22 protein-coding genes, 1 tRNA gene and 1 pseudogene are annotated in these 24,537 nt (G+C 71.7%); 11 read left to right on the top strand and 13 right to left on the bottom strand.

Annotation, left to right across the window (positions count from 1 at the left end):
• Positions 1-41 precede the first annotated feature (41 nt).
• A complete protein-coding gene (ptsP, locus tag BM028_RS10720; protein ID WP_092386443.1) occupies positions 42-1,697 on the bottom strand; it encodes a phosphoenolpyruvate--protein phosphotransferase in 1,656 nt (551 codons plus the stop codon).
• Positions 1,698-1,963: 266 nt separating this feature from the next.
• Here ptsP and BM028_RS10715 point away from each other — a divergent pair, with 266 nt between their 5' ends.
• Complete coding sequence (locus BM028_RS10715; protein WP_071303090.1) at positions 1,964-2,734, top strand: DeoR/GlpR family DNA-binding transcription regulator; 771 nt, start codon at positions 1,964-1,966, stop codon at positions 2,732-2,734.
• Between the two features lie 76 nt (positions 2,735-2,810).
• Positions 2,811-3,083, top strand: coding sequence for an HPr family phosphocarrier protein (locus BM028_RS10710; RefSeq protein WP_070418429.1), 273 nt, complete (start codon positions 2,811-2,813; stop codon positions 3,081-3,083).
• Positions 3,084-3,149: 66 nt separating this feature from the next.
• On the opposite strand, the gene BM028_RS10705 is transcribed toward BM028_RS10710, so the two are convergent.
• Complete coding sequence (locus tag BM028_RS10705; RefSeq protein ID WP_092386441.1) at positions 3,150-3,485, bottom strand: hypothetical protein; 336 nt, start codon at positions 3,483-3,485, stop codon at positions 3,150-3,152.
• 56 nt (positions 3,486-3,541) lie between these two features.
• Here BM028_RS10705 and BM028_RS10700 point away from each other — a divergent pair, with 56 nt between their 5' ends.
• The 8 genes and pseudogenes from BM028_RS10700 (at position 3,542) to BM028_RS10665 (ending at position 11,852) form a co-directional block, all read left to right on the top strand.
• Entirely contained in the window at positions 3,542-4,384 is an 843-nt protein-coding gene (locus tag BM028_RS10700; protein ID WP_071296540.1) for an exodeoxyribonuclease III, read from the top strand.
• A gap of 37 nt (positions 4,385-4,421) precedes the next feature.
• Positions 4,422-5,432: a tryptophan--tRNA ligase gene (gene trpS, locus BM028_RS10695; RefSeq protein WP_092386439.1), complete on the top strand. Its 1,011-nt coding sequence runs from the start codon at positions 4,422-4,424 to the stop codon at positions 5,430-5,432.
• 2 nt (positions 5,433-5,434) lie between these two features.
• Entirely contained in the window at positions 5,435-6,034 is a 600-nt protein-coding gene (locus BM028_RS10690; RefSeq protein WP_175496049.1) for a GNAT family N-acetyltransferase, read from the top strand.
• 90 nt (positions 6,035-6,124) lie between these two features.
• Positions 6,125-7,177, top strand: coding sequence for a bifunctional diaminohydroxyphosphoribosylaminopyrimidine deaminase/5-amino-6-(5-phosphoribosylamino)uracil reductase RibD (ribD, locus tag BM028_RS10685; protein WP_092386665.1), 1,053 nt, complete (start codon positions 6,125-6,127; stop codon positions 7,175-7,177).
• Positions 7,178-7,206: 29 nt separating this feature from the next.
• Positions 7,207-7,833: pseudogene (gene ribA / locus BM028_RS10680) on the top strand (GTP cyclohydrolase II); the annotation flags it as partial.
• Between the two features lie 213 nt (positions 7,834-8,046).
• Positions 8,047-9,459 (top strand): MFS transporter, encoded by a 1,413-nt coding sequence (locus BM028_RS10675; protein ID WP_092386437.1) that lies wholly within the window; start codon positions 8,047-8,049, stop codon positions 9,457-9,459.
• Positions 9,460-9,778: 319 nt separating this feature from the next.
• Complete coding sequence (locus BM028_RS10670; protein ID WP_022907338.1) at positions 9,779-9,994, top strand: hypothetical protein; 216 nt, start codon at positions 9,779-9,781, stop codon at positions 9,992-9,994.
• Positions 9,995-10,001: 7 nt separating this feature from the next.
• The gene (locus BM028_RS10665; RefSeq protein WP_092386435.1) at positions 10,002-11,852 is read left to right on the top strand and encodes an ABC transporter ATP-binding protein; all 1,851 of its coding nucleotides are present in this window, start codon (positions 10,002-10,004) and stop codon (positions 11,850-11,852) included.
• Between the two features lie 37 nt (positions 11,853-11,889).
• On the opposite strand, the gene BM028_RS10660 is transcribed toward BM028_RS10665, so the two are convergent.
• From BM028_RS10660 to BM028_RS10650, 3 genes are all read right to left on the bottom strand, one after another.
• Positions 11,890-12,510 carry an isochorismatase family protein gene (locus BM028_RS10660; RefSeq protein WP_092386433.1) on the bottom strand — a complete coding sequence of 207 codons (621 nt, stop codon included), beginning with the start codon at positions 12,508-12,510 and terminating at the stop codon, positions 11,890-11,892.
• 23 nt (positions 12,511-12,533) lie between these two features.
• Positions 12,534-14,027, bottom strand: coding sequence for a D-alanyl-D-alanine carboxypeptidase/D-alanyl-D-alanine endopeptidase (dacB, locus tag BM028_RS10655; RefSeq protein WP_092386431.1), 1,494 nt, complete (start codon positions 14,025-14,027; stop codon positions 12,534-12,536).
• Between the two features lie 99 nt (positions 14,028-14,126).
• A complete protein-coding gene (locus BM028_RS10650) occupies positions 14,127-15,107 on the bottom strand; it encodes a Gfo/Idh/MocA family protein (RefSeq protein ID WP_070418420.1) in 981 nt (326 codons plus the stop codon).
• Positions 15,108-15,275: 168 nt separating this feature from the next.
• Here BM028_RS10650 and BM028_RS10645 point away from each other — a divergent pair, with 168 nt between their 5' ends.
• Positions 15,276-16,955, top strand: coding sequence for an HAD family acid phosphatase (locus BM028_RS10645; protein ID WP_092386429.1), 1,680 nt, complete (start codon positions 15,276-15,278; stop codon positions 16,953-16,955).
• A gap of 138 nt (positions 16,956-17,093) precedes the next feature.
• Here BM028_RS10645 and BM028_RS10640 read toward each other — a convergent pair.
• The 8 genes from BM028_RS10640 to BM028_RS10605 form a co-directional block, all read right to left on the bottom strand.
• Positions 17,094-17,166: transfer RNA gene (locus tag BM028_RS10640), tRNA-Thr, on the bottom strand.
• A gap of 44 nt (positions 17,167-17,210) precedes the next feature.
• Positions 17,211-17,855 carry a TetR/AcrR family transcriptional regulator gene (locus tag BM028_RS10635; protein WP_092386427.1) on the bottom strand — a complete coding sequence of 215 codons (645 nt, stop codon included), beginning with the start codon at positions 17,853-17,855 and terminating at the stop codon, positions 17,211-17,213.
• A gap of 134 nt (positions 17,856-17,989) precedes the next feature.
• Positions 17,990-19,132 carry a DNA polymerase III subunit delta' gene (locus BM028_RS10630; protein ID WP_092386425.1) on the bottom strand — a complete coding sequence of 381 codons (1,143 nt, stop codon included), beginning with the start codon at positions 19,130-19,132 and terminating at the stop codon, positions 17,990-17,992.
• 25 nt (positions 19,133-19,157) lie between these two features.
• A complete protein-coding gene (gene tmk / locus BM028_RS10625) occupies positions 19,158-19,793 on the bottom strand; it encodes a dTMP kinase (RefSeq protein WP_092386423.1) in 636 nt (211 codons plus the stop codon).
• The gene (gene topA, locus BM028_RS10620) at positions 19,790-22,582 is read right to left on the bottom strand and encodes a type I DNA topoisomerase (protein ID WP_092386663.1); all 2,793 of its coding nucleotides are present in this window, start codon (positions 22,580-22,582) and stop codon (positions 19,790-19,792) included. Before topA ends, tmk begins: the two co-directional genes overlap by 4 nt.
• 440 nt (positions 22,583-23,022) lie before the next feature.
• Entirely contained in the window at positions 23,023-23,328 is a 306-nt protein-coding gene (locus tag BM028_RS10615) for a TadE family type IV pilus minor pilin (RefSeq protein ID WP_092386421.1), read from the bottom strand.
• A 49-nt stretch (positions 23,329-23,377) separates the two neighbouring features.
• Complete coding sequence (locus tag BM028_RS10610) at positions 23,378-23,584, bottom strand: DUF4244 domain-containing protein (protein WP_092386419.1); 207 nt, start codon at positions 23,582-23,584, stop codon at positions 23,378-23,380.
• Positions 23,585-23,697: 113 nt separating this feature from the next.
• Positions 23,698-24,534, bottom strand: coding sequence for a type II secretion system F family protein (locus tag BM028_RS10605; RefSeq protein ID WP_092386417.1), 837 nt, complete (start codon positions 24,532-24,534; stop codon positions 23,698-23,700).
• Between the last annotated feature and the right edge of the window lie 3 nt (positions 24,535-24,537).

Here is a 24,537-nt window from a genome sequence, read left to right as displayed (position 1 = left end):
TGCTGCGTGTGGAGGGGAGGTGGTGCTGGGGGGGGGTCGGATCAGGCGGCGTGCGTCGCGGCCGCGGCGGACTTGGCGGCCGCCGCCGTGCTCGCGGCGAGTGCCGCCTGGGCCATCTCGCGGGCCTGGTCGAGGGTGTGCTTGCCGAGTTCGGCGCGCACGTCGGCCAGGGCCGCGGGGGTCATGGAGAGGGTCGTGGCGCCGAGACCGACGAGCACGACGGCGAGCAGCGGGTCGGCCGCTGCCTCGCCGCAGATGCCGACGGGCTTGCCGGCGTCCGCACCCGCTGCGCCGAGCTGCGCAACGAGGCGGAGCACGGCGGGGTGCCACGGGTCCTGGTAGGACGCGACGGTACCGAGCATCCGGTCGGCGGCCATCGTGTACTGGGTCAGGTCGTTCGTGCCGATCGACACGAAGTCGGCGGAGGTGAACACCTGCTCGGCCATCAGCGCGAGCGAGGGGACCTCGGCCATCACACCGGCGGTGCGGATCCCGAGCTCGCGGGCGAGGTCGACGAAGTACTCGGTCTCCTCGGCGTCGGCGACCATCGGGGCCATCACCCAGAGGTCGGCCTCGGTCTCGGCGTCGGCCTGGGCGAGCGCGGTGAGCTGGTCGCGGAGCACCTCGGGGTGGTTCCGGAGCGCCCGGAGACCGCGTCGACCGAGGGCCGGGTTCTCCTCGTCCTTGTCGGTGAGGAACGGCAGGGGCTTGTCGGCACCCGCGTCGAGCGCCCGGACGACGACCTTCTTGCCCGGGAAGGCCTCGAGCAGCTGCTTGTAGGAGTCCTTCTGCTCGTCGACGGTCGGCGCCTTCGGCGAGTCGAGGAAGAGGAACTCGGTGCGGAAGAGCCCCACGCCCTCCGCACCGAGAGCAACGGCGCCCGCGGCGTCGGCCGGGCTGCCGAGGTTCGCGAGCAGCGGGACGGTGTGCCCGTCGGCGAGTGCGCCAGCGGTCAGGGGCGCTGCGGCCGCGGCGAGGCGGTCGGCGATGCGCTGTTCGACATCGGCGACGAGTTCGGCCGACGGGTCGGTCACGACGGTGCCGGCGGCGGCGTCCACGACGACGACCGTGCCGTCGGACAGGTCGTCCGCGCCGGTCACGCCGACGATCGCGGTGATGCCCTTGGCGCGGGCGAGGATCGCCGTGTGCGAGGTCGGACCGCCGTCACGCGTGACGAGGGCGAGGACCTTGTCGAGGTCGAGGAGTGCGGTGTCGGCCGGCGCGAGGTCACGGGCGACGAGCACGAAGGGGCTGTCCGACTCGGGCACGCCCGGGGCGTGGACGCCGCGGAGCTTGGCGATGATGCGCTGGGCGACGTCGTCGAGGTCGGCGGCACGCTCCCCCATGTACCCGCCCATCGAGACGAGCAGGTCGCGGAACTGCCCGAACGCCTCGAACACGGCGCGTTCGGCGTTGGTGCCGCCGTCGATGCGGGCGTGCACGTCGTCGAGGAGGGTCGGGTCCTGCGCCATGAGCGCCTGCGCCTCGAGCACGGCCTGGGCGTCCCCGCCGGCGAGCTGCCCCCGCTTGTTGAGGTCCTCCGCCACCGCTGCGATCGCGGCGGCCACGGCCTGCTTCGCGTCGTCCGCCGAACCGGTCAGGGCGTCCTTCGACGGTTCGCCGAGCGGGTCGGCCATGCGGAGCACGGGGCCGTGGGCGACGCCACGGCCGACGCCGGTGCCGAGCAGTTCGGACATTCGAGACTCCTTCATCTCACGCGCGCTTGCGGTGGGGTGGTTCGTTCGGTGCGCGCAGCGCGGAGACGGGACCCCGCCGGTGCGGCTGAGCAGCACCATACCCCGATCCACGTTGACAAACAAACACATCCGGGGATAAAAATGCAGAAACAGATGCCCGTTTGCGTCTGGCGGCGGATCCGTTCGGGTCGCTGTCGCCGGAGACGTGCCCGGTCGTGTCCGTTCCGTTCCGACTCCCCCACCGCTTCCGAGACGACGAGGCCCCGATGTACGCACCAGAGCGCCACCAGCGCATCGTCGAACAGGCGCGTGCGCAGGGCCGGGTGGACGTCAAGGACCTCGCCGAGCTGCTCGAGGTGACCCCGGAGACGATCCGCCGCGACCTCACCTCGCTCGAGCGGCGCGGGCTGGTCCGACGTGCGCACGGTGGCGCGATCCCCGTCGAGCGCATCACCCTGCACCCGGGGGTCGGCGACCGTGGCGGCATCAACCAGGCCGAGAAGATGGTCATCGCCGAGGCCGCGCTCGGCGAGCTGCCCGAGAACGGGTCGGTCATGATCGACGCCGGCACCTCGACGATCTGCCTCGCCGAGATGCTCCCGACCGACCGTGGCCTCACCGTCGTGACGCACTCCCTGCCCGTGGCGATGGCGGTCGCGAACCGGCCCGGCATCGACCTGCACCTGCTCGGCGGCAACATCCGCAGCGACTCGCTCGCCGGCGTCGGCACGTGGACGCACCAGCTCATCGGGATGGTCAGCGTCGACGTCGCGTTCATCAGCATCAACGGCATCACGCCCGAGCGCGGCCTCACGACGCACAACATGGCCGAGGCCGCCGTGAAGTCCGCGATGATCAAGTCCGCGCGCCGCAGCATCCTGCTCGCCGACCACACCAAGTTCGGTCGCGAGGAGTTCGGCCGCGTCGCCCCGCTCGCCGCGATCGACACGATCATCACCGACCCCGGCGTGAACGCCGACCTCGTCCGCGAGGTCGAGGCCGCCGGCACCGAGGTCTTCTGGCCCGGCCGCGACTGACCCTGCGTCCCGCCCCGGAACCGCCCACCCCGCGCTCGCTACCATGAGCCAACCACCCATCGACAGGAGTACATCGATGTCCGAAGCCACCCGCACCGTCACCGTCGCCAGCGCGTCCGGCCTGCACGCACGCCCGGCCTCCCTCTTCGTCCAGACCGTGACCGCGTCCGGCCACCAGGTCACGATCGCGAAGGGCGACAAGTCCGGGAACGCCGGCAGCATCCTCGCGCTCCTCGGGCTCGGCATCGAGAACGGCGACGAGGTCACCCTCACGGTGAACGGCGACGACGCCGAGACCACCGCGGACAGCCTGGTCGAGTTCCTCAAGACGGACCACGACGCGGCCTGACCACACGACGGACGGGAGGCGCGGTGCCAGCTGGCACCGCGCCTCCCGTCCGTCGTCCGGTCGCCCCTACTGCTCCTGCCCCAGCGGCGGGATCGGGCGCAGTTCGCCCCAGGCGAAGGCACTCTCGGCGATGAAGTCCTGCAGGTCGTCGGCGACCTTCAGGAGCAGCTCCTGCTCCCCCTCACGGAGCCACAGCCAGGAGTCGCCGTCGTCGCCGGCGACCGACCAGGCGAGCGCCATCCCCTCGTCGGCGACCTCGGTGTCGACCACCCGCCGCAGTCGTTCGGACCAGTCGCTGCACACCCAGAACTCCGCCGCACGGAACTCGTCCGGGCGCAGCATCTGCTCGGCCACGGGACGGAACGCGGCGAGCAGCTCCCCCACGGTCATCACGACGGTCACGGCGCGAGCCTACGACCGGCGCTGCCGTGTCGGCACCCGCCGATAGGGTGTTCTGCATGACACGCCTGCGCCTCGCATCCGTCAACGTGAACGGCATCCGTGCCGCGTTCCGGAAGGGCATGGGCGACTGGCTCGCCACCCGCGACGTCGACGTGCTCGCCCTGCAAGAGGTCCGCGCGTCGAGCGACGACCTCGCCGGGCTCCTCGGCGACGAGTGGGACATCGTGCACGACCCCGCCACCGCGAAGGGTCGGGCGGGCGTCGCGATCGCCTCCCGCCACAGCGCGCACGTGCACCGCGTCGCGCTCGGTGCGGACGACTTCGACTCCGCCGGGCGCTGGCTCGAGGCCGACTACGAGATCGGCGGCACCACGGTGACGGTCGTCTCGACGTACGTGCACTCGGGCGAGGTGGACACCCCGAAGCAGGACGAGAAGTGGAAGTTCCTCGACGCGATGACCGAGCGGCTGCCGAAGCTCCGCGAGCACAACCCGCTCGCGGTCGTCGTCGGCGACCTCAACGTCGGGCACGACCAGCGGGACATCAAGAACTGGAAGGGCAACGTCAAGCGCGCGGGCTTCCTGCCGCGTGAGCGTGCCTACTTCTCGCGGTTCTTCGGCGAGCAGGGCGCCGAGGTCGAGGGCGCCGACGGCACGACCGGGCCCGGTCTCGGCTGGGTCGACGTCGGTCGCGCCCAGGCCGGCGACGTCGAGGGGCCGTACACGTGGTGGTCGTGGCGCGGCCAGGCGTTCGACAACGACACGGGCTGGCGGATCGACTACCAGATGGCGACCCCGGAGCTCGCCGCGAAGGTCACGCAGTACACGGTCGACCGCGCTGCCGCGTACGACCAGCGATGGTCCGACCACGCCCCCGTGGTCGTCGACTACGAACTCTGACCCGCACCCCCACACTTCTCCAGCACAGGACAGCACCATGACCAAGACGCGCATCTTCTCGGGCATCCAGCCCTCGGCCGGTTCCCTCCACCTCGGCAACTACATCGGCGCGCTCATGCAGTGGCGGACGCTGCTCGACGACTACGACGCCATCTACTGCGTCGTCGACATGCACGCGATCACGTCCCCGCAGGACCCGGCCGAGCTCCGCGCGAACACCCGGGCGACGGCCGCGCAGTACATCGCCTCGGGCATCGACCCGACCAAGGCGACGCTCTTCGTGCAGTCGCACGTCCCGGCGCACGCCGAGCTCGCGTGGGTGCTGAACACCCTCACCGGCTTCGGCGAGGCGAGCCGGATGACCCAGTTCAAGGACAAGTCCGCCCGGCAGGGCACCGAAGCCGCGTCGGTCGGGCTCTTCACGTACCCGATCCTGATGGCGGCGGACATCCTGCTGTACGACACGAAGGTCGTGCCGGTCGGCGACGACCAGCGGCAGCACGTCGAGCTCACCCGCGACCTCGCCGGGCGCTTCAACTCGCGGTTCGGCGACACGTTCGTCGTGCCGGAGGCCCGGATCCTCACCGACACGGCGCGGATCTACGACCTGCAGGACCCGACGAGCAAGATGAGCAAGTCGGCCGCGTCCGACAACGGCCTCATCCGCCTGCTCGACGACCCGAAGCGCACCGCGAAGAAGATCCGCTCGGCGGTCACCGACACCGAGCGCGAGATCCGGGCCGACCGTCAGGCGAAGCCGGGCGTGACGAACCTGATGTCGATCCTCTCGGCGTTCACCGGCACCCCGGTCGCCGCGCTCGAGGAGTCGTTCCAGGGCAAGGGCTACGGGGACCTGAAGGGCGAGGTCGCCGACGCCGTCGTGGCCGAGCTCGAGCCCGTGCGCGCCCGCACGCTCGAGCTGCTCGACGACCCGGCCGAGCTCGACCGGCTCCTCGCCGTCGGCGCCGAGCGTGCCGAGTCGATCGCCGCCGAGACCCTCGCGAAGGTCTACGAGCGCATCGGCTTCGTGCCCCGCACCCGGCGCTGACCGTGCGCCCCGTCACACTGTCGTCCGCCCGGGTGCACCTCGACGTGCCCACCCGCGCGGACGCGACGGCGATCACCGAGGCCTGCCAGGACCCGGACATCGTGCGCTGGACGACGATCCCGACTCCCTACACCGCCCGGGACGCTACGACCTTCGTCGACGCGCTCGTCGGTCCGGGGTGGGCCTCCGACCGCGAGTACACCTGGGCGATCCGTCGGACGGGGTCCACCTGGCTCGAGGGGATCATCGGGTACCGCACCGCGCGGCGGGACCTCGGCTTCTGGCTCGCACCCTCCGCACGCGGCGCCGGACTGATGCACGACGCCGTCGGCCTCGTGCTCGACTGGGCCTTCGCGCAGGGTGCGCCGGACGTGTACTGGGAGTGCTACGTCGGCAACACCGCCTCGGCCTCGGTCGCCCGTGCCGCGGGGTTCTCGTACACCGGTACCGGCGACGCGCTCATCCCCGGGCGGGACGGCGCTCCGACGACGGCGTGGAAGGGGCTCCGCCGGGCCGACGGCGCGCCCGCGTCCGACCTGCCGTGGCCGGCCGAGACGACGACGGCACGCCCGGATGACGCGTCACCGACCGTTCGCGGATAGTCTCGGACCGTGACCGTCACCCCTCGGCCGTCGGACTCCGCGGCCTCCCCCGCAGCGCACCCCTCGGTCTCACCGGCCGAGCTCCGTGCGATGCGCCGTGGCCTCGAGCTCGCGGCCCTCGGCCCTGCGGTCGGTGACCACGTCCGCGTCGGCGCCGTGATCCTCTCCCCCGACGGAGCGGTCCTCGCCGAGGGCTGGCACAAGGGCGCCGGCACCCCGCACGCCGAGGTCGACGCGATGTCGAAGGTCGACCCCGCACACCTGGTCGGCGCGACCGCCGTCGTCACCCTCGAACCCTGCAACCACACCGGACGCACCGGTCCGTGCGCCGTCGCCCTGCTCGAAGCGGGGATCGGCCGCGTCGTGTACGCCGTCGACGACCCCGGGCCGGCAGCCCACGGGGGTGCCGAGCGACTCCGGTCGGGCGGAGTCGACGTCGTCTCGGGCGTCCTCGCCGACGAGGTCGAGGACTTCCTCGAGCGCTGGCTCCTCTCGGTGCGCCTCGGACGCCCGTGGGTGACGGTGAAGTGGGCATCGAGCCTCGACGGCCGGGCCGCGGCGGCCGACGGCACGAGCCAGTGGATCACCGGTGCGGCCGCACGCCAGCACGTCCACGAACAGCGCGCCGCGCACGACGCGATCCTCGTCGGGACGGGCACGGTCCTCGCCGACGACCCGAGCCTCACCGCGCGGGGCGACGCCGGGGAACTCCTCGCCGACCAGCCCGTCCCGGTGGTGTTCGGCGCCCGGCCGGTCCCCGACGACGCCGCGGTCCGCCGCCACCCTCGCGCCCTGCTGACGCTGTCCGGCCACGACCTCGCCGCCTCGCTCCACGCACTGCGGGACCACGGCGTGCACTCGGTGTTCGTCGAGGGCGGGCCCACCGTCGCCTCGGCGCTCATCGCGGCGGGTCTGGTGGACGAGTACCTCGTCTACCTCGCGCCCGTCCTGCTCGGCGGCCCCCGTGTCGCCCTCGGTGACGTCGGTGTGGGAAGCATCGGCGAGCGTCGGCGGTTGGACGTACTATCGACCACCAGCCTCGGCCCCGACCTGCTGGTCCGAGCACGACCCCACCGCGCACCCCGGCCGGCGGCGGCCGAGCCCGGGATCGCGGGGCCCCAGAACGACCGGAGCACCACATGACCGATGCACTCACCTCCCCCACCCCCGGGAGCCCGGTCCAGTTCGAGGTGTCGACGAACGTCCCGACCACGCACGGCACGTTCGAGATGCGCGCGTACCGCGACCTCGTGACGAGCGCCGAGCACGTCGCGATCATCGCCACCGGCCCGGACGGCGCAGCACCGCGCGACGGCGCCCTCGTCCGGGTGCACTCGGAGTGCCTGACGGGCGAGGCGTTCGGGTCCCTCAAGTGCGAGTGCGGCCCGCAGCTCGACGCCGCGCTCGACACGATCGCGGCCGAGGGCGGCGTGGTGATCTACCTCCGCGGGCAAGAGGGCCGCGGCATCGGTCTCATCAACAAGCTCAAGGCCTACCGCTTGCAGGAAGACGGCCTCGACACGCTCGACGCGAACCTCGCGCTCGGTCTCCCCGCCGACTCGCGGGCGTACGGCGGCGCGGCCGGCATCCTCGCCGACCTCGGCATCACCACCGTCCGCCTCCTGTCGAACAACCCCGAGAAGCGCCGCCAGCTCGAGGAGCACGGCATCACGGTCGAGAGCCTGGTGCCGCTGGTCGTCGGCGTCTCCGCGCAGAACGCGGCGTACCTCGACACGAAGCGCGACCGGATGGGGCACCAGCTCCCCGCGCACCTCGAAGCGGGCAGCCCGCTGGCCTGACCGAGCGCCGGCCCGACCCGGCCATGATCCAGCGGATTCGCAGGTTCACGACATCTGTCGTACGATGGTGGCCCCCGTCACAAGCGGTACACCACCCCGAACCGAACGCACCCGACCAGTGCCCGCGCCACCCCGCGCGAACCGATCGGTGTCCGCCGTCCGGAACACCGCTGCGCTCCCCCCCGAGCGTCATCCACGGAGTCTCCTCACCCCATGTCCGCCGCACCGGCACCCGCATCCCCGAAGACCGCAGGCAACCCGCGCTCCCGCGTCGTGATCGCCAGCCTCGTCGGCACCTCCATCGAGTTCTACGACTTCTACGTCTACGCGACCGCCGCGGTCCTCGTCTTCCCGACGCTCTTCTTCCCGAACGAGGACCCGACGGCATCGCAGCTGTCCTCGTTCGTCACGTTCGCCCTCGCGTTCTTCGCCCGCCCGGTCGGCTCGATCATCTTCGGCCACTTCGGCGACCGCGTCGGCCGCAAGGCGACCCTCGTGGCGTCCCTGCTCGTGATGGGCACCGCGACGTTCCTCATCGGCTGCCTGCCGACGTTCGACTCGATCGGCATCTGGGCTCCGGTGCTCCTCGCCGTGATGCGCTTCGCCCAGGGCGTCGGGCTCGGTGGCGAGTGGTCGGGCGCGGCACTGCTCGCGACCGAGAACGCCCCGAAGGGCAAGCGCGGGGTGTTCGGCTCGATGCCGCAGCTCGGTGCCCCGATCGGCTTCCTGCTCGCCAACGGCCTGTTCATCGCGATCAACGCGGCGATGCCCGCCGGCGCCGACGGCACCCCGAACCCGGACTTCCAGGCCTGGGGCTGGCGACTCCCGTTCCTGCTGTCGGCCGTCCTGGTGATCGTGGGCCTCTACGTGCGGTTCAAGCTCGTCGAGTCGACGGTGTTCCGTGGCGTCCAGGATTCCGGTTCGGTCGCCAAGGTCCCGCTCGGCCGGGTGTTCCGCACCTCGTGGCGCGCCGTGATCGTCGGCACCTTCGGCATGGTCGCGACCTACGTCCTCTTCTACTTCATGACGACGTTCACGCTGTCCTACGGCACCACGGGCGCCGAGGCCGGCCCCCTCGTCCCGAAGATCGGCCTCGGCTACACCCGTGGCGAGTTCCTCACGCTGCTCATGATCGGCGTCGTGTTCTTCGGCATCTTCACGCCGATCGCAGGCATCCTCGCCGACAAGTTCGGCCGTCGTCGCACGCTCATCCCGACCACGATCGGCATCGCGCTCTTCGGCCTGACGTTCCAGTTCTGGTTCGCCGCGTCGACCGGTCCGATCACGGTGGTGACGTTCCTGATCGTGGGACTGTCGCTGATGGGCCTGACGTTCGGTCCGATGGGCGCCCTGCTGCCGGAGCTCTTCCCGACGAACGTGCGCTACACGGGTTCGGCGATCGCCTACAACGTCGCGTCGATCCTCGGCGCTTCGCTCGCTCCGACCATCGCGCTCGCGCTGTGGCAGCCGGACGGCAACATCTTCCTGGTCGGGCTCTACCTCACGATCGCCGCGGTCGTGACGCTCGTCGCCCTGTTCTTCATCCGTGAGACGAAGAGCGCCGCGCTCGACGCGGCGGACACCGCCGGTGAACCGGACGCAGCACCGGTGGACGCGCGCGCCTGACGCGACCACCTGCGCAGACGGGAGGCGCGGTGCCGGCTGGCACCGCGCCTCCCGTCCGTCGTGCGGGGACGTACCGGGGACGTACCGGGGCCGTACGCATGATCCGACACCCCACCAGTCGATCGACGCGCGCTTCGTCGGAACATGCACGCGTACCGTGTGCGTCCGCATGTTCCGACACTCCACCAGTCGATCGACGCGTGCTTCGTCGGAACGTGCACGCGCATGCACGCTCACAGGCGTCCCCGCACCACGCCGCCCACCCCCGCGCGTCAACACGGGTTGACATCCGTCAGTACGTCAATGTAGGTTGACACGCGTGGACCGACCGACCATCACGAGCCTCGCCGCCGGCGCAGCCGGAGACGACCCGTTCTCCGCCCTCGCCAGCGTGCGCGAACTCCGTCGTGAGCTCGACCGGACCGAGGAACTCGCCGCCCGACGTGCCCGGAACGCCGGCGCCTCGTGGCAGGAGATCGCGACGCTGCTCGGCGTCAGCCGCCAGGCAGTGCACAAGAAGTACGGCAGAAACTAGGAACACGATGAGCTCCCCCTTCGCCAGACCCAAGAAGACCGACGGTCCCCGCGCCACGTTCGGCCGACTGCTGAGCTACCTGTTCGAGAACAAGCCCGCGATGGTCGTCATCATCGTGCTGAGCGTCCTCGGTGCCGGTGCGTCCCTCGCGCAGCCGCTGCTCGTCAACCAGGTCATCACCGCCGTCCAGCACGGCAACACGCTGAGCACCCTCGTCTGGCTGCTCGTCGGACTCGTCATCGTCGCGGGCGTCCTCAACGGTGTGCAGCACTTCCTGCTGCAGCGCGCGGGTGAAGGCGTCGTCCTGTCCACCCGGCGGAAGCTCATCGCGCGCATCCTCAACCTGCCGATCTCCGAGTTCGACACGCGCCGCACCGGCGACCTCGTCTCCCGTGTCGGCAGCGACACGACACTGCTGCGCGCCGTGCTGACGCAGGGCCTCATCGAGTCGATCGGCGGCGCCCTGACGTTCATCGGCGCGATCATCGCGATGGCCGTCATCGACCCGCTGCTCCTCGGCATCGTCATCGTCATCGTGCTCGTCGCGATCGTCGTCGTCGGCGGGCTCAGCCGCCGCATCCGCGTCGCGTCGAAGCGTGCGCAGGAGAAGGTCGGCGACCTCACCGCGGCGGTCGAACGCGGCATCGGTGCCGTCCGCACGATCCGTGCCGCCGGTGCCACCGAGCGCGAGGTGCACGAGGTCGACGGCCACGCGACCGAGGCCTACCGTCGTGGCCTCGACATCGCGCGGATGTCGGCGTTCGTCGTCCCCGTCGCGAGCATCGTCATGCAGGTCGCGTTCATCGCCGTCCTCGGCGTCGGTGGTGCGCAGGTCGCAGCCGGCACCATCACGATCGCGACGCTCATCACGTTCATCCTGCTGCTCTTCATGATGATCATGCCGCTCGGCCAGGCCATGGGCGCTGCCGTCGCCGTCGCCCAAGCGCTCGGTGCGCTCGGCCGGATCGAGGAGATCCTGCACCTCCCGACCGAGGCGCAGGACGACCAGGCCGTCCGCGTCGCCGCCGCGGACGACCAGGCCGTCCGCGTCGCCGCCGCGGTGGAGAGCGACGACGCGATCGCCTTCGAACACGTGTCGTTCCGGTACGCGCGTCCGGCCCAGGCCTCCGGTGCGGACGGCGCCGAGCCGGCCGTCGACGACGACACCGCCTCCGACGACGTGGTGCTGCACGACGTGTCCTTCCGGGTCCCCCGCGGATCGCGGGTCGCACTCGTCGGTCCGTCCGGCGCGGGGAAGTCGACCACGCTCGCCCTCATCGAACGGTTCTACGACCCGACCGACGGCGTCATCCGGCTCGGCGGCGTCGACGTCCGTGGCCTCGACCGCGCCGAGCTCCGCGCGCAGATCGGGTACGTCGAACAGGACGCTCCGGTGCTCGCCGGCACGATCCGGGCGAACCTGCTGCTCGGTTCACCGGACGCCACCGAGGACGACTGTGTCCGCGTGCTCGAGGCCGTCAACCTCGGCGAGGTCCTGCACCGTGACCCCCGCGGCCTCGACGCCCAGGTCGGCGAGGACGGCGTCATGCTCTCCGGCGGTGAACGGCAGCGGCTCGCGATCGCCCGGGCACTCCTCGCCGCTCCCCCGATCCTGCTGCTCGACGAGTCCACCTCGTCGCTCGACGGCGTCAACGAGCAGAAGATGCGCCTCGCGATCGACGCCGTGGCCGAGGACCGCACGCTGCTCGTGATCGCGCACCGACTGTCCACGGTGGTGGACTCGGACGTGATCGTCGTGCTCGAGCACGGCCGGGTCGTCGGCGTCGGGACCCACTCGGAACTCGTCGAGTCGACGCCGCTCTACCGCGACCTGGCGAAGCACCAGCTGCTCGTCTGAGCGTGCGCGGCCGCGGTCGGAAGACGGTGCGCCGAGGTCAGAGGAGTGCCCCGCCGGGGTTCGCCAGCCCCTCGTCCATGTCGCTGTGGTCGACGTGCCCACCTGCGGCGCGGATCTCGTCGAGCGCCCGCTCGCTGCGGGCGTCGTCCACCCCGACCACCAGGTCGTCGTAGACCGCGACGTCGTAGCCGGCCGCACGGGCGTCGAGCGCCGAGGCGCGCACGCAGTGGTCGGTGGCGATGCCGACCACGTCGATCGTCACGACGCGGTGCTCGGCCAGGACCTCGGGCAGCGGGACGCCGTCCTCGGTGCGCGCCTGGAACGCCGAGTAGTCCGGCGTGCCCTGCCCCTTGAAGACGTGCACGTCGATCGGAGCGGTGTCGAGCCGCGGGTGGTACTCGGCCCCCGGGGTCCCGGCGACGCAGTGCACCGGCCAGGTCGTCTCGTAGTCCGGTCCCTCGGGACCGGCGAAGTGGCCGCCGTTGTCGTCGTCGCCATGGTGCCAGTCGCGGGAGCCGACGATGAGGTCGTACTCGTCGGCGTGCCGACCGAGGAACGCCGTGATGCGTCGCGCGAGGTCGTCGCCGCCGGTCACACCGAGGGCACCGCCCTCGGTGAAGTCGTTCTGGACGTCGACGACGAGGAGTGCCCTGGACATGTGTCCATCCAACACCCGCGGCCTCAGGAGCCGGTGAGCCTGCTCCCGCACGAGTACGTCGCTGCCGTCACCGCGTCGAGTGCGGGCAGCGCCGCAGCCCGCGAGGACCCGATCGCGTAGAAGGCGAACGTCAGGCGGGTTCCGTCGGCCGCGTCGATGTAGCCGCCGAGGGTGTTCGCGCTGTCGATCCACCCGGTCTTCGCGTGCACCTTGCCCCGGGCGACGGCGTTCGCCCCGGTGAACCGACTGGCCAGCGTGCCGGACTGCCCGGACACCGGCAGGGCGTTCGCGAGCGTCCCGAGGCCCTTCGCACCGGCGGCGACCTGCACCATGAGGTGCGCGACGAAGTTCGGCGACACGGCGTTCGCGGCGCTCTCCCCCGAGCCGTCCTTGATGACGATGCCGGCCGGGTCGACGCCGTACGACTTCAGGGCCGCCTGGTACACGGCGGTCAGCGAGGCTGCGGAGCCGTCCGAGCCGGACTCCTTCGACGAGATCCGCGCGAGCATCTCGGCGAGGGTGTTGTCCGAGTTCGGGATCATCTGCCCGATGAGCGTCGACACCGGCTGCGAGGAGACCGTGGCGATCGTGTCCGTGCTGGTCGTGGCACGTTTGACGATCTGCGCGTTCCCCGCACCGGCGACCCCGGCGTTCGCGAGGGCCGTGCGGAACAGGTCCCCGGCGCGACCGACCGGGTCGGTGGAGCGCGGCGACGTCTGGGCACCCGGGTTCGCGCGGTCGCCGTCGACCATGAGCGCCGTGACGTTCGGCTGGTAGCCGATCGTCCGCTCGCTCACCGGCCAGGTGGGGTCCCAGGCGTCGGCGTCGTTCCAGTACGTGTCGTCCGTGACGATCGTCGTCACCGGGGTGTTGCCGAGCTTCGCCTTCACCTGCTGGGCGAGCTGCGCGAGCGTCGGGGCGCCCGGGTACACCGTCGCTCCGCCTGCCGAGAGCGTGGCGTCACCGTGGCCGACGAGGGCGATCGCACCGCCGGACTCCTTCGTCACGGTGGTCGGGATGCGGTGGTCGCCGCCGAGGACGGCCAGCGCGGTCGCCGTCGTCAGGGTCTTCATCACGCTGCCGGTCTGTGCGGCCTCGTCACCGTTGCGCGAGAACAGCACCTCGCCGGTCTTCGCGTTCATGACGTACCCCTCGAACGCGCCGAGGCCGCTCGCCGAGGCGGCGTTCGTGATCGTGCACGTCCGGAGGGCGGAGGGGCCCGCGGCGTCGTCCGGTACCGCGCGGCCGCTCGGCGTCGGGGTCGGGGTGGGGGCGGCCGTCGTCGGTGCGGGGCTGCTCGACGCGGTGGCGGACGCCGTCGCGGCCGCCGTGGTCGTCGGGGTCGGCATCGTCGCCGCCGCCACGGCCACGGCACCGCCGGACCCGAGCACGAGCACGGTCGCGAGGCCACCCGCGATCCACGGCACCGGGCGGCGGGCGAACGAGGCGCGGACGGCGGTGCGCGCGTCGCGGAGGCGATCCGCGACGCCGCGCGGTGAAGGCTGCTGGTCGGACATCGCGAACGATCCTACGGAACTGCGGGAGGAGCCTCCAGGCCCACTTTCCGGATCCGGACGTTCCGCGCCCTGCCGGACGTCAGCCGTCGGTCGGTCGCGTCAGCCGTCGGCCGGGTACCGGACGCCGACCTGTCGGCGGGCCTCGTCCATGAGCGCCATGATCGCGACCGTCTCCTCGGGGTCCATCGGGCCGCCCTCGTGGGTGCCGGACTCGACCATCGACTCGAACGCGCGCACCTCGTGCGCGTAGCCGGTGAGCTCCTCGCGCCCGTCGAACTCCTCGACGACGTTCCCGTCGCGGTCGCGGAGCCGCCAGGTCGTCGGTGTGAACCACGTCGAGTCCAGGTCGATGCGGCCGTCCTCGCCGATGACCGAGGCGGTGTTCGGACTGCGGAGGTCGAGCCCGAAGTGGAGCATCGACTGCGTCCCGCCCTCGTGCGTCAGCACCAGGCCCATCTGGGTGTCGACGCCCTGCTCGCTCAGGGTGCCCGCGGCGACGACCGACGTGGGGACGCCGAGGACGTCGACCGCGAAGGAGATCGGGTAGATGCCGAGGTCGAGCATCGCGCCACCGCCGAGCGCCGGGTCGTTCAACCGGTGTGCCGGGTCGGACGGCAGCGCCTGGTGGTGGGTCGCCTCGACGAGCCGGACCCGCCCGATGCGGCCCTCGGCCACGAGCTCGCGGATCATCGACATCTGCGGGAGGAAGCGCGTCCACATCGCCTCCATGACGGCGACGTCGGCGCGCCGGGCGGCGTCGACCACCAGGCGGGCCTCGTCCGCCGTGATCGTGAAGGCCTTCTCGACGAGGACGTGCTTGCCGGCCTCGATGGCGAGCAGTGCGTCCGCCGCGTGCCGCGAGTGCGGTGTCGCGACGTACACGGCGTCGACGCCGTCGTCGGCGACGAGGTCCTCGTAGGAGCCGTGCGCCCGCGGGATCCCGAACTCGGCCGCGAACGTCTCGGCGCTCGCGAGCGTCCGGCTGCCGACCGCGACGAACTCGACCCCCGCGGCCGTGCAGTCGCCCACGAAGGACCGTGCGATGCCGCCCGTACCGATGACTCCCCAGCGAACCGTCATGGGACCTGTCTACCAAGGGCCACGGTCGGCACACCGCGGTCCGCCCGCAGCACTTTGGTATGGACTGCACTGGTGATTGCCAGCTAGCGTGCTGCTGCACCCCCTGAACGGGGGTCCCGCGGTCGCGTCCGACGGCCGCTCCCCCAGCAGAAAGCGATCAGGTCCTCCATGCGCCGATCCGTCCTGTCCGTCGTCGCCACGAGCGCGGCCATCGTCATCACCTCGACCCTCGTCGGTGTCACCCCGGCGACCGCGCACGGCTGGGGATCGCCCGGACACGGCTGGGCACCGCCAGGACACTCGGCCGACGCGGGGCTGCAGCCCCGGACGCAGTTCACGATGGCGGCCGACGGCTCCTCCGGCGCGAGCCAGGGCGGCGAGGGCATCCCGAACATCGACTCGGTCAAGAAGACCATCGCGACGTACTACGGCGACCCCGGCACCGGACTCGCGAACCGCACCGACTCCCCCTACATCCGCGAGATGCGTTCCATCGTCGACCGGCAGAGCGCCCAGCTGCAGCGCATCCACGACGCCGCGGTCCGTCGCGGCGAGAAGCCCGCGATCGTCCTCGACGCCGACGACACGACGCTGTGGACCTACGACATGGAGGTCGCGGACATGCACTTCGTGTTCGACCCGGCCCGCCAGGACGAGTGGGTGCAGGACGAGCGCTTCCCCGCGACGCCGTCGATGGTCGGCTTCGTGAACCGGGCGCAGTCGCTCGGGTTCACGGTCTTCGGACTCACCGGTCGGAACGACGACCAGAAGGCCGCCACCGTCCAGAACCTGTCGAAGGTCGGCTACACCGCGTTCACCCAGGACCGCTTCTTCACGAAGTGGACCGGAGTCGGGACGTCCCAGCAGCCGTCGTACATCACCTGCGCCACGGCGAAGTGCACGACCGTCGAGTACAAGGCGCTCACGCGGAAGCACATCGAGCGGGACCTCGGCTACGACATCACGCTCAACGTCGGTGACCAGTGGAGCGACCTGCAGGGCGGGTACGCCGACCGCTCCGTGAAGCTGCCGAACCCGACCTACTACCTGCCCTCGGCCGACCTGCCCGGCGTGTCCGAGCCGCGCCTGACGCCCCGCACGCACTTCACCATGGCCGCCGACGGCTCCTCCGGCGCCACCCAGAGCGGCGAGGGCATCCCGAACATCGACTCCGTGAAGTCGACCATCGCGACGTACTACGGCGACCCCGGCACCGGCTTCGCCAACCGCACCGACTCCCCGTACATCCGCGAGATGCGGTCCATCGTTCGGAAGCAGGCTCCCGTCGTCGCCGCCCAGTGCGCCGTCGGCCGGAAGCTCCACCGCAACCCCGCCATCGTGCTCGACGCCGACGACACCACCCTGTGGACCTACGACATGGAGGTCGCCGACATGCACTTCGTGTTCGATCCCGCCCGCCAGGACGAGTGGGTGCAGGACGAGCGCTTCCCCGCCACCCCGTCGATGACCTCGCTCGTGTCGATCGCCCAGCGCTCCGGCTGCACGATCATCGGGCTCACCGGGCGCAACGACGACCAGAAGGCCGCCACGATCGAGAACCTGCAGAAGGTCGGGTACCCGCAGTTCGCGGCGACGCAGCGCGGGACGCAGACGTACTACACGAAGTGGACGGGCGCCGGGGCCTCGCAGCAGCCGTCGTACATCACCTGCGCCACGGCGAAGTGCACCACCGTCGAGTACAAGTCGCAGACCCGTGCGCACATCGAGTCGCGCTCGGGTGGGCGGTACGACGTGGTGGCGAACTTCGGCGACCAGTACAGCGACCTGCTCGGTGGGTCGGCGGACCGGAGTGTGAAGCTGCCGAACCCGACGTACTACCTGCCCTGAGGCCGGGTCGGGCCGGGCGCGCAGGCACCCGGCCCGGCTCGGGCCCGGCGCCCGGCGCCCGGCGCCCGGCTCGGGCCCGGCGCCCGGGTCGGGAAGCAGAAAGCCCCGGTCAGACAATGTCTGACCGGGGCTTCTCGGAGCCGCCTGTCGGAATCGAACCGACGACCTATTCATTACGAGTGAATCGCTCTGCCGACTGAGCTAAGGCGGCGGACGCTCCGTTGCCGGAGCGGCACGGGACACGACTATACAGGTTCAGACGAGCGAACGCGAAACGAGCGCGTCGAGGTCGGCGAAGGACCGTTCGAGCTCGTCGACGAGGTGGGTGTCCGACCCCGCGTCCGACCACTCCCACCACGCGTGCCGCAGCGCAGCCAGCGCCACGAGCGATGCCAGCCGCGCCCGACGACGCCGCTCCGGGGGCTCGCCGGAGGCGTCCGGAGCTCCGTCCGCGGCCGCCGCGAAGCGCGCCACGATGGCCCCCTCGATCGCCGCCTGGAACTCCTTCATCGACTCCATCCGCCGACTGAAGAGCTCCGGCGCGGCGCGGAGCACCTGCTGCCGCTCCTCGATCAGCCCACGCTCCTCGATGAGTTCGCGCGTCGAGTGCACGAGCAACGCCCCGAGGTCGGCGAGCAGGTCCCCCGTCGGTCCACCGGCTACGAAGTCCGCGAGGGTGTCGTCGTCCGGCAGCGTGGGATCGTCGCCGAGGATCGCGCCTTCCTTGTTCGGGAAGTAGTTGAAGAACGTCCGCGGCGACACGTCCGCACGCCGCGAGATCTCGTCGACCGTCACCGCCGCGAGCCCCTCCTCGATCGCGATGCGGAGCGCGGCCTGCTGGATCGCGAGTCGGGTGGCGCGGCGCTTCCGCTCGCGCAGGCCGGGTTCTGCGTCGGACATGCGGTGATTGTCCCATGCGCGGGGGCGCGGGCGGATGGGGAACGTCACAGGGTGCGGTTCCGGACGGCCTGGAGGCGCGGTGCGAGCGCGTCCTGCGTCGCACCTCGGGCAGGTGGTCCCGCCCAGGGCGCGGGTCAGCGGCGCGCGCGGGCGATGGTGACGAGCAGCGCCTCGAGCGCGAGGAGCGCCGCCACGTTCGCGGCGATGCGCTGCCGAGCGAGCGCGATGGCGTCGAGCACCTCGAGCGCAGCGGCCGGGGGCACCGACTGCAGTGCGTGGTCGAGCTGTTCCCGCATCGCGAGGTTCACCGGTTCCGCCGGCGCCCCGAGCCCGAGCAGCAACAGGTCACGGTACAGCGACGAAACATCAACGAGGATCCGGTCCAGCCCGTCCCGGAGGCTCCGCGTCGCCCGACGCTTCTGGTCTTCCTCGAGCAGGCGCAGCTGCGAACGGAGTGCCGGCGGGATCGTGCCGCCGGGCTCGATCCCGAGCGAGCGCATCGCGGCGTCACGTTCCTCGGCGTCGCACTGCTGCGTGATCGCCTTGGCGTCCTCGTCGGCGACGGCGAGCAGGTCGGCGGCGGCCATCACGGCGTCGCCGACGGTCCGGACGCCGAGCACCGTGCTGAGCGTGCGGCGTCGACGGTCGCGGGCGTCCTCGCTGGTGGCGAGACGCTGTGCCATGCCGATGTGGCTCTGCGCCTGGCGTGCGGCGTCCATCGCGAGGACGCGGTCCACACCGGTCCGGGCGACGAGCAGGTCTGCGACGGACTCGATGCCCGGCACGCGGAGGCGGACCGACCGCACGCGCGACCGGATCGTCGGCAGCAGGTCGGCCTCGCTCGGGGCGCAGAGGATCCACACGGTGCGCTCCGGCGGTTCCTCGAGCGCCTTGAGGAGCAGGTTCGACGTGCGTTCCGTCATGCGGTCCGCGTCCTCGATGATCACCACGCGGTACCGGCCGACGGAGGGCGAGTAGTGCGACGACGTGACGAGCTGCCGGATCTCGTCGATGGTGATGATGACCCGCTGCGTGGTCAGGACCGAGACGTCCGGGTGGGTCTTCGCGGTGATCTGCTGGAGCGTGTGGTCGTCGTCCGGACCGTTCCCGACGAGTGCGGCGGCGAAGGCGGACGCGACGTTCGACCGGCCGGAGCCGGGAGGCCCGGTGATCAGCCACGAGTGCGTCATGCCACCGGTGCCGTCGGGCGACTCGGCCGCGTTGCGGAGCGACGCGACCGCTTCCTCTTGCCCTGTCAGGCCGTCCCACACGCTCACGGGATCATCCTGCCAGCCGCCACCGTCATCCCTCGACGATCCCGACCAGTGGAGCGACCGCGGCACGGATCGCGCGCTGGACGTCCGTGGCCGGGGCGGACGCGTCCACGACGAGGAAGCGCTCGGGCTCGGCGGCGGCCATGTCGAGGAACGCCTGGCGGACCGTCTCGTGGAACGTCTCGGCCTCGGACTCGAGTCGGTCGAAGGTGTCGCCGCGCGCCGCGGCCACCCGCGCACGCCCGACGGTGACGTCGAGGTCGAGCAGGATCGTGCGGTCCGGCGTGAGCCCGTCCGACGCCCAGTCCGACACCGAACGGATGTGCTCGGCGCCGAGGCCGCGCGCGACCCCCTGGTACGCCACCGAGGAGTCGATGTACCGGTCCTGCAGCACCACGTCGCCGCGAGCGATGGCGGGGCGGACGAGGGTCTCGACGTGGTGCGCGCGATCGGCCGCGTAGAGCAGGGCCTCGGCTCGTGGCGCGACGTGGCCGCGCTCGTGCAGGACGATCTCGCGGATCCGCGTGCCGAGGTCGGTGCCGCCCGGTTCACGGGTGCGCACCACGGTCCGGCCGTGCTCCTCGAGCCAGGCGGTCAGCAGCTCCGCCTGCGTCGTCTTGCCCGCACCGTCACCGCCCTCGAGCGTGATGAACCGGCCGGTCACTTCTTCTTGGCCGCCGGCTTCCGCGCCGGTGCCTTCTTCTTCACCGGTCCCTTGGCGCGCTTGTCCGCGATGAGCTGCACGGCGCGGGCGTGGTCGACGGCCTCGACGTCCTCGCCGCGCGGGATCGTCGCGTTGGTCTCGCCGTCCGTCACGTACGGACCGAACCGGCCGTCCTTCATCTTGATCGGCTTGCCGGACACCGGGTCGGCGTCGAACTCCTTGAGCGCTGCGCTCGCCGAGCTGCGGCCGCCGTACTTGGGCTGGGCGAAGAGCTCGAGCGCACCGGGGAGGTCGATGTCGAAGATCGCGTCCTCGCCCGGCAGGGTCCGGGTGTCCGTGCCCTTCTTGAGGTACGGACCGTAGCGGCCGTTCTGCGCGGTGATGTCGTCGCCGGACTCGGGGTCCTTGCCGACGACCCGCGGCAGGTCGAGCAGCTTCAGCGCCGTCTCGAGGTCGACCGTCTGCGGGTCCATCGACTTGAAGAGGGACGCCGTGCGCTCCTTGGGCGCCGCGGGCTTCTTCGTGGTCTTCTTCGCCGGTGCCTTCTTCGCGGCACCCTTCGCGGTGGTCTTCGCTGCGGGCTCCGCCTCGGCGGCGGCCGGCGTGGCCTGCGCGTCGAGCACCTCGCCCGTCGCGGCGTCGACCGCGGGTTCCGGCTCCGGGGTGCGCTCGGTCACGTACGGACCGAACCGGCCGTCCTTCGCGAGGACCTCTTTTCCGGTCTCGGGGTTGATGCCGACGACGCGGTCACCGAGCACCGGGGCGTCCACGAGCTCGCGGGCCTTCTCGGCGGTGAGCTCGTCGGGAGCGAGGTCCTCGGGCACGTTGACGCGACGGGGCTTCTCGGGGTCGTCGCTCGGCACCTCGATGTAGGGGCCGTAGCGACCGATGCGGAGGGTCAGCCCCGGCGCCAGTTCGACGGAGTTGATCTCGCGCGCATCGATCTCGCCGAGGTTGTCGATGACCGTGCGGAGCCCGCGCTGGTCGCCACCACCGAAGTAGAACTCCTTGAGCCAGTCGACCCGGTCGGCGTCGCCGTTCGCGATCCGGTCGAGGTCGGCTTCCATGTCGGCCGTGAACTGGTACTGCACGAGGTCACCGAAGTACTCCTCGAGCAGCCGGACCACGCTGAACGCGATCCAGTTCGGCACGAGCTGGGTCCCGCGCAGCGACACGTAGCCGCGGTCGATGATCGTCGGACTGATCGTCGGGAAGGTCGACGGGCGACCGATGTCGAGGTCTTCGAGCGTCTTGATGAGGCTCGCCTCGGTGTAGCGCGGCGGAGGGGTCGTGTCGTGCCCCTTCGCGACGACGTCGTCGACGGCGAGGTGCTCGCCTTCCTTGACGTCCGGCAGCGCCACGTCGTTGCCCGAGCGGTCCGAGGACTCGTGGCGGTCCTCGTCCTTGCCCTCTTCGTAGGCGTTGAGGAACCCGCGGAAGGTGATGACCGTGCCGGACGCCGTGAACTCGGCGTCGGTGCCGTTCGCCGTGGCCGGGATGCCCTCGACGGACTCCCCGGAGGAGATGCCGAGCACGATCGACGCAGTGGAGCCCTTGGCGTCCGCCATCTGCGACGCGATGGTGCGCTTCCAGATGAGGTCGTAGAGGCGCCACTCGACACCGGTCAGCGTCCCCTCGAGCTGCGACGGGGTGCGGAACGTGTCGCCGGCGGGGCGGATCGCCTCGTGCGCTTCCTGCGCGTTCTTGCTCTTGCTCGCGTAGACGCGCGGCTTGTCCGGCACGGTCGCGGCGCCGTAGAGGTCCGCTGCCTGCTTGCGAGCGGCGTCGAGCGCCTGCTTCGACAGGTTGACCGAGTCCGTACGGATGTAGGTGATGTAGCCGTTCTCGTACAGCGTCTGCGCCGCACGGGCGGTCTGCCGCGGCGAGAGGCGGAGCTTGCGCGCCGCTTCCTGCTGCATGGTCGACGTCGTGAACGGCGCTGCCGGGCGGCGCGTGTAGGGCTTCGACTCGACGCTGCGGACGGTGGCGTCACCGGCACGCTCGAGCACGGTGGTGAGCGCGGCCGCGGCGGCTTCGTCGAGGCGGACGGCCTCGCCCTTCAGGGCACCGCGGTCGTCGAAGTCACGACCGGAGGCGACCCGGGTCCCCTGGACCCGCGCGAGTCGAGCGGTGAAGGCGGCGTCGCCCTCCTTCTCGAAGCGCGCGCTGAGGTCCCAGTAGTTGGCGGACACGAACGCGAGGCGTTCGCGCTCACGGTCGACGACGAGACGTGTGGCAGCGGACTGCACGCGACCGGCCGAGAGCCCCGGACCGATCTTGCGCCACAGCACGGGCGAGACCTCGTACCCGTAGAGACGGTCGAGGATGCGGCGGGTCTCCTGCGCGTCGACGAGCGCGGTGTCGAGCTCACGGGTGGCTTCCTGCGCGCGCTGGATCGCCTCCTTCGTGATCTCGTGGAAGACCATGCGCTTGACCGGCACCTTGGGCTTGAGGACCTGCAGCAGGTGCCACGCGATGGCCTCGCCTTCGCGGTCCTCATCAGTTGCGAGGTAGAGCTCGTCGGCTTCCTTGAGCGCACGCTTCAGCTCGGAGACGGTCTTCTTCTTCGCGTCCGAGACGACGTAGTAGGGCTCGAAGCCGTTGTCGACGTCCACCGAGAACTTGCCGAGCGAGCCCTTCTTGAGCTCCGCCGGCAGGTTCTTGGGCTCGACGAGGTCCCGGATGTGTCCGACGGACGCCTGGACCTCGTATCCGTCACCGAGGTATTGCGCGATCGTCTTGGCCTTCGCGGGGCTCTCGACGATGACGAGCTTCTTCGTGCCTGGCACGTGTCTCCTTGATCGATGGTGCGCGTCGGCCCTGGACGACGAGCGCGTCCGGGTCGACCGGGGCACCGATGACCGGGGGCCGACAGGCACACCATACACATAGTGTTCGGGCTGGTCGTCCGCCGGACCGGCGACTGCGACTGCGCCCACGGCGAACGGTCCGCCGCCGACGACGACCCGGACCCGGGCGGCGGAGGCAGCCGTCCCGCAGGTGTCGACGGCTGCCTGGTTCCGCGCCGCCACGCGCGTCGCGACGGAGCAGGGTTCGCCCGGGACGAGCCCGACGAGGGCCGCCGCGGCGGCGAGCGCCGAGGCGTCGGCAGCGGCCTGGGCGCGGATCGTGGCCACGCGCAGTCCGGCTCCGGCGAGCGCCGCCGTCAGGACGACGAGGACGATGCCGACCACCGCCGAGAGGAGGACCGTGGCGGACCCGCGCTCGTTCACCGTCCGTCCTCCGCAGCGCAGCCGGTGGCACGGAGCGGGACGGCGTCGAACGGCCCCGCGGCCCCTCGTGCTGCCCGGACGCAGACGACACCACCGTCGCGGTGCACCGTCATGCCGGCCCCGGGTGCGAGGTGCTCGAGTGCGGCGCGCCCGGCGTCGTCGTCCCCGCGACCGAACGCTCGTGCCGCCGTGGCCGCCGCGAGCTGGAGGCGTCCGAGGCCGTCGACGACGAGCACCGCGGCGACGAGCGAGGTCAGGACGAGGGCCACGACGGGGAGCACGACCGCGAACTCGACGCTCACGGTGCCGCGCTCCCCGTCCGCCGCCGGGCGCGGGTCAGCCGCGTACGGGTCAGAGGGACAGGGCACCACGGACGAGTTCCGTGAGGATGCTCTGCACTTCTCCGGAGCGCATCACGGCGACGAGGACCCCGGCGAACGCGACGGCGGCGAGGATCACGACCGCGTACTCGGCCGTCGCCGATCCCCGGTCGTCGTCGAGTCGTCGCCGGAGTCGGGCGCCGAGGTGCTGGCGGTGCGTGCTGGGTGAGTCGGTCATGTGACTGTCCTTCCTGATGCGGTGCGGTGCGATGCGATGCGATGCGATGCGATGCGACCAGCCTCGCCGCGGGCGGCCCTCGACACGGGACCGGTCACCGGATCTGTGGAGGATCAGCCGACGTCGACGACGGTGGAGGAGAGGACCCCGACCACCACCGGGACGACCCCGACGAGGACGAACGCGGGGAGCACGCACACCCCGAGCGGCAGGACGAGTCGGACCGCGAGCTGTTCCGCGGCGGCGAGGCCCGCGGCGGCGACGTCGTCGCGGACGTCCTCGGCAGCCGCGCGGAGGAGCGACGCCGCCGGGACCCCGGCACGCTGCGCGAGTGCGAGGACCTCCCGGAGGTGTTCGCCGTCCGCGGCACGGCACGGTCGGTCGGCGAAAGCGGTCCGCACGGCCGCTCCCCCGTCCGCCCACGACCCACCACCCGACACCGCGACCGCCCACGCGTCGAGCAGCACGCCCGGCAGGTGCCCGTCGGGCGTCGCCGCACGGACGAGGCGCGCGGTCCACGCCCGCCCCAGCAGGACCAGCGCGGTGGAGAGGACGACGCAGGCCCAGCCGACCGGCGACGCCACGAGTACCTGGACGGCACCCGATCCCCAGGTCGACCCGAGCGCGAGCCCGAGCAGCGGCAGCGCGAGCACCACCCGGGCGCTCGCGCGCGGACCGGCGAGTGCCACGAGGACGGCGCGGTCCGATGCCGCCGACCGCCGGAGCGCTCCGGCGAGTGCGCGGACGGTGCCCGCCGACGGCGCCCCGGTGTGTTCGGCGACGCGGAGCACGGCGGCGACGTCCTGCCACGCGGGGCCGGCGTCCTGCGGGAAGCCGCCCACCAGTGCCCACGCCCGGGTGGGCGGGACGCCGGCGGCGACGAGCGTCGCGACCCGGTCCAGCGTCCGGGCCGCCGCCGCTGGGTCGAGCGCCGCGCGCCGTGGGCGCACCGA

This window comes from Curtobacterium sp. YR515 (assembly GCF_900113095.1).
In the GTDB taxonomy this organism is placed as follows: domain Bacteria; phylum Actinomycetota; class Actinomycetes; order Actinomycetales; family Microbacteriaceae; genus Curtobacterium.
The sequence above is the reverse complement of the archived record's forward strand: the minus strand, read 5'-3'. Positions and strand labels throughout refer to the sequence as shown.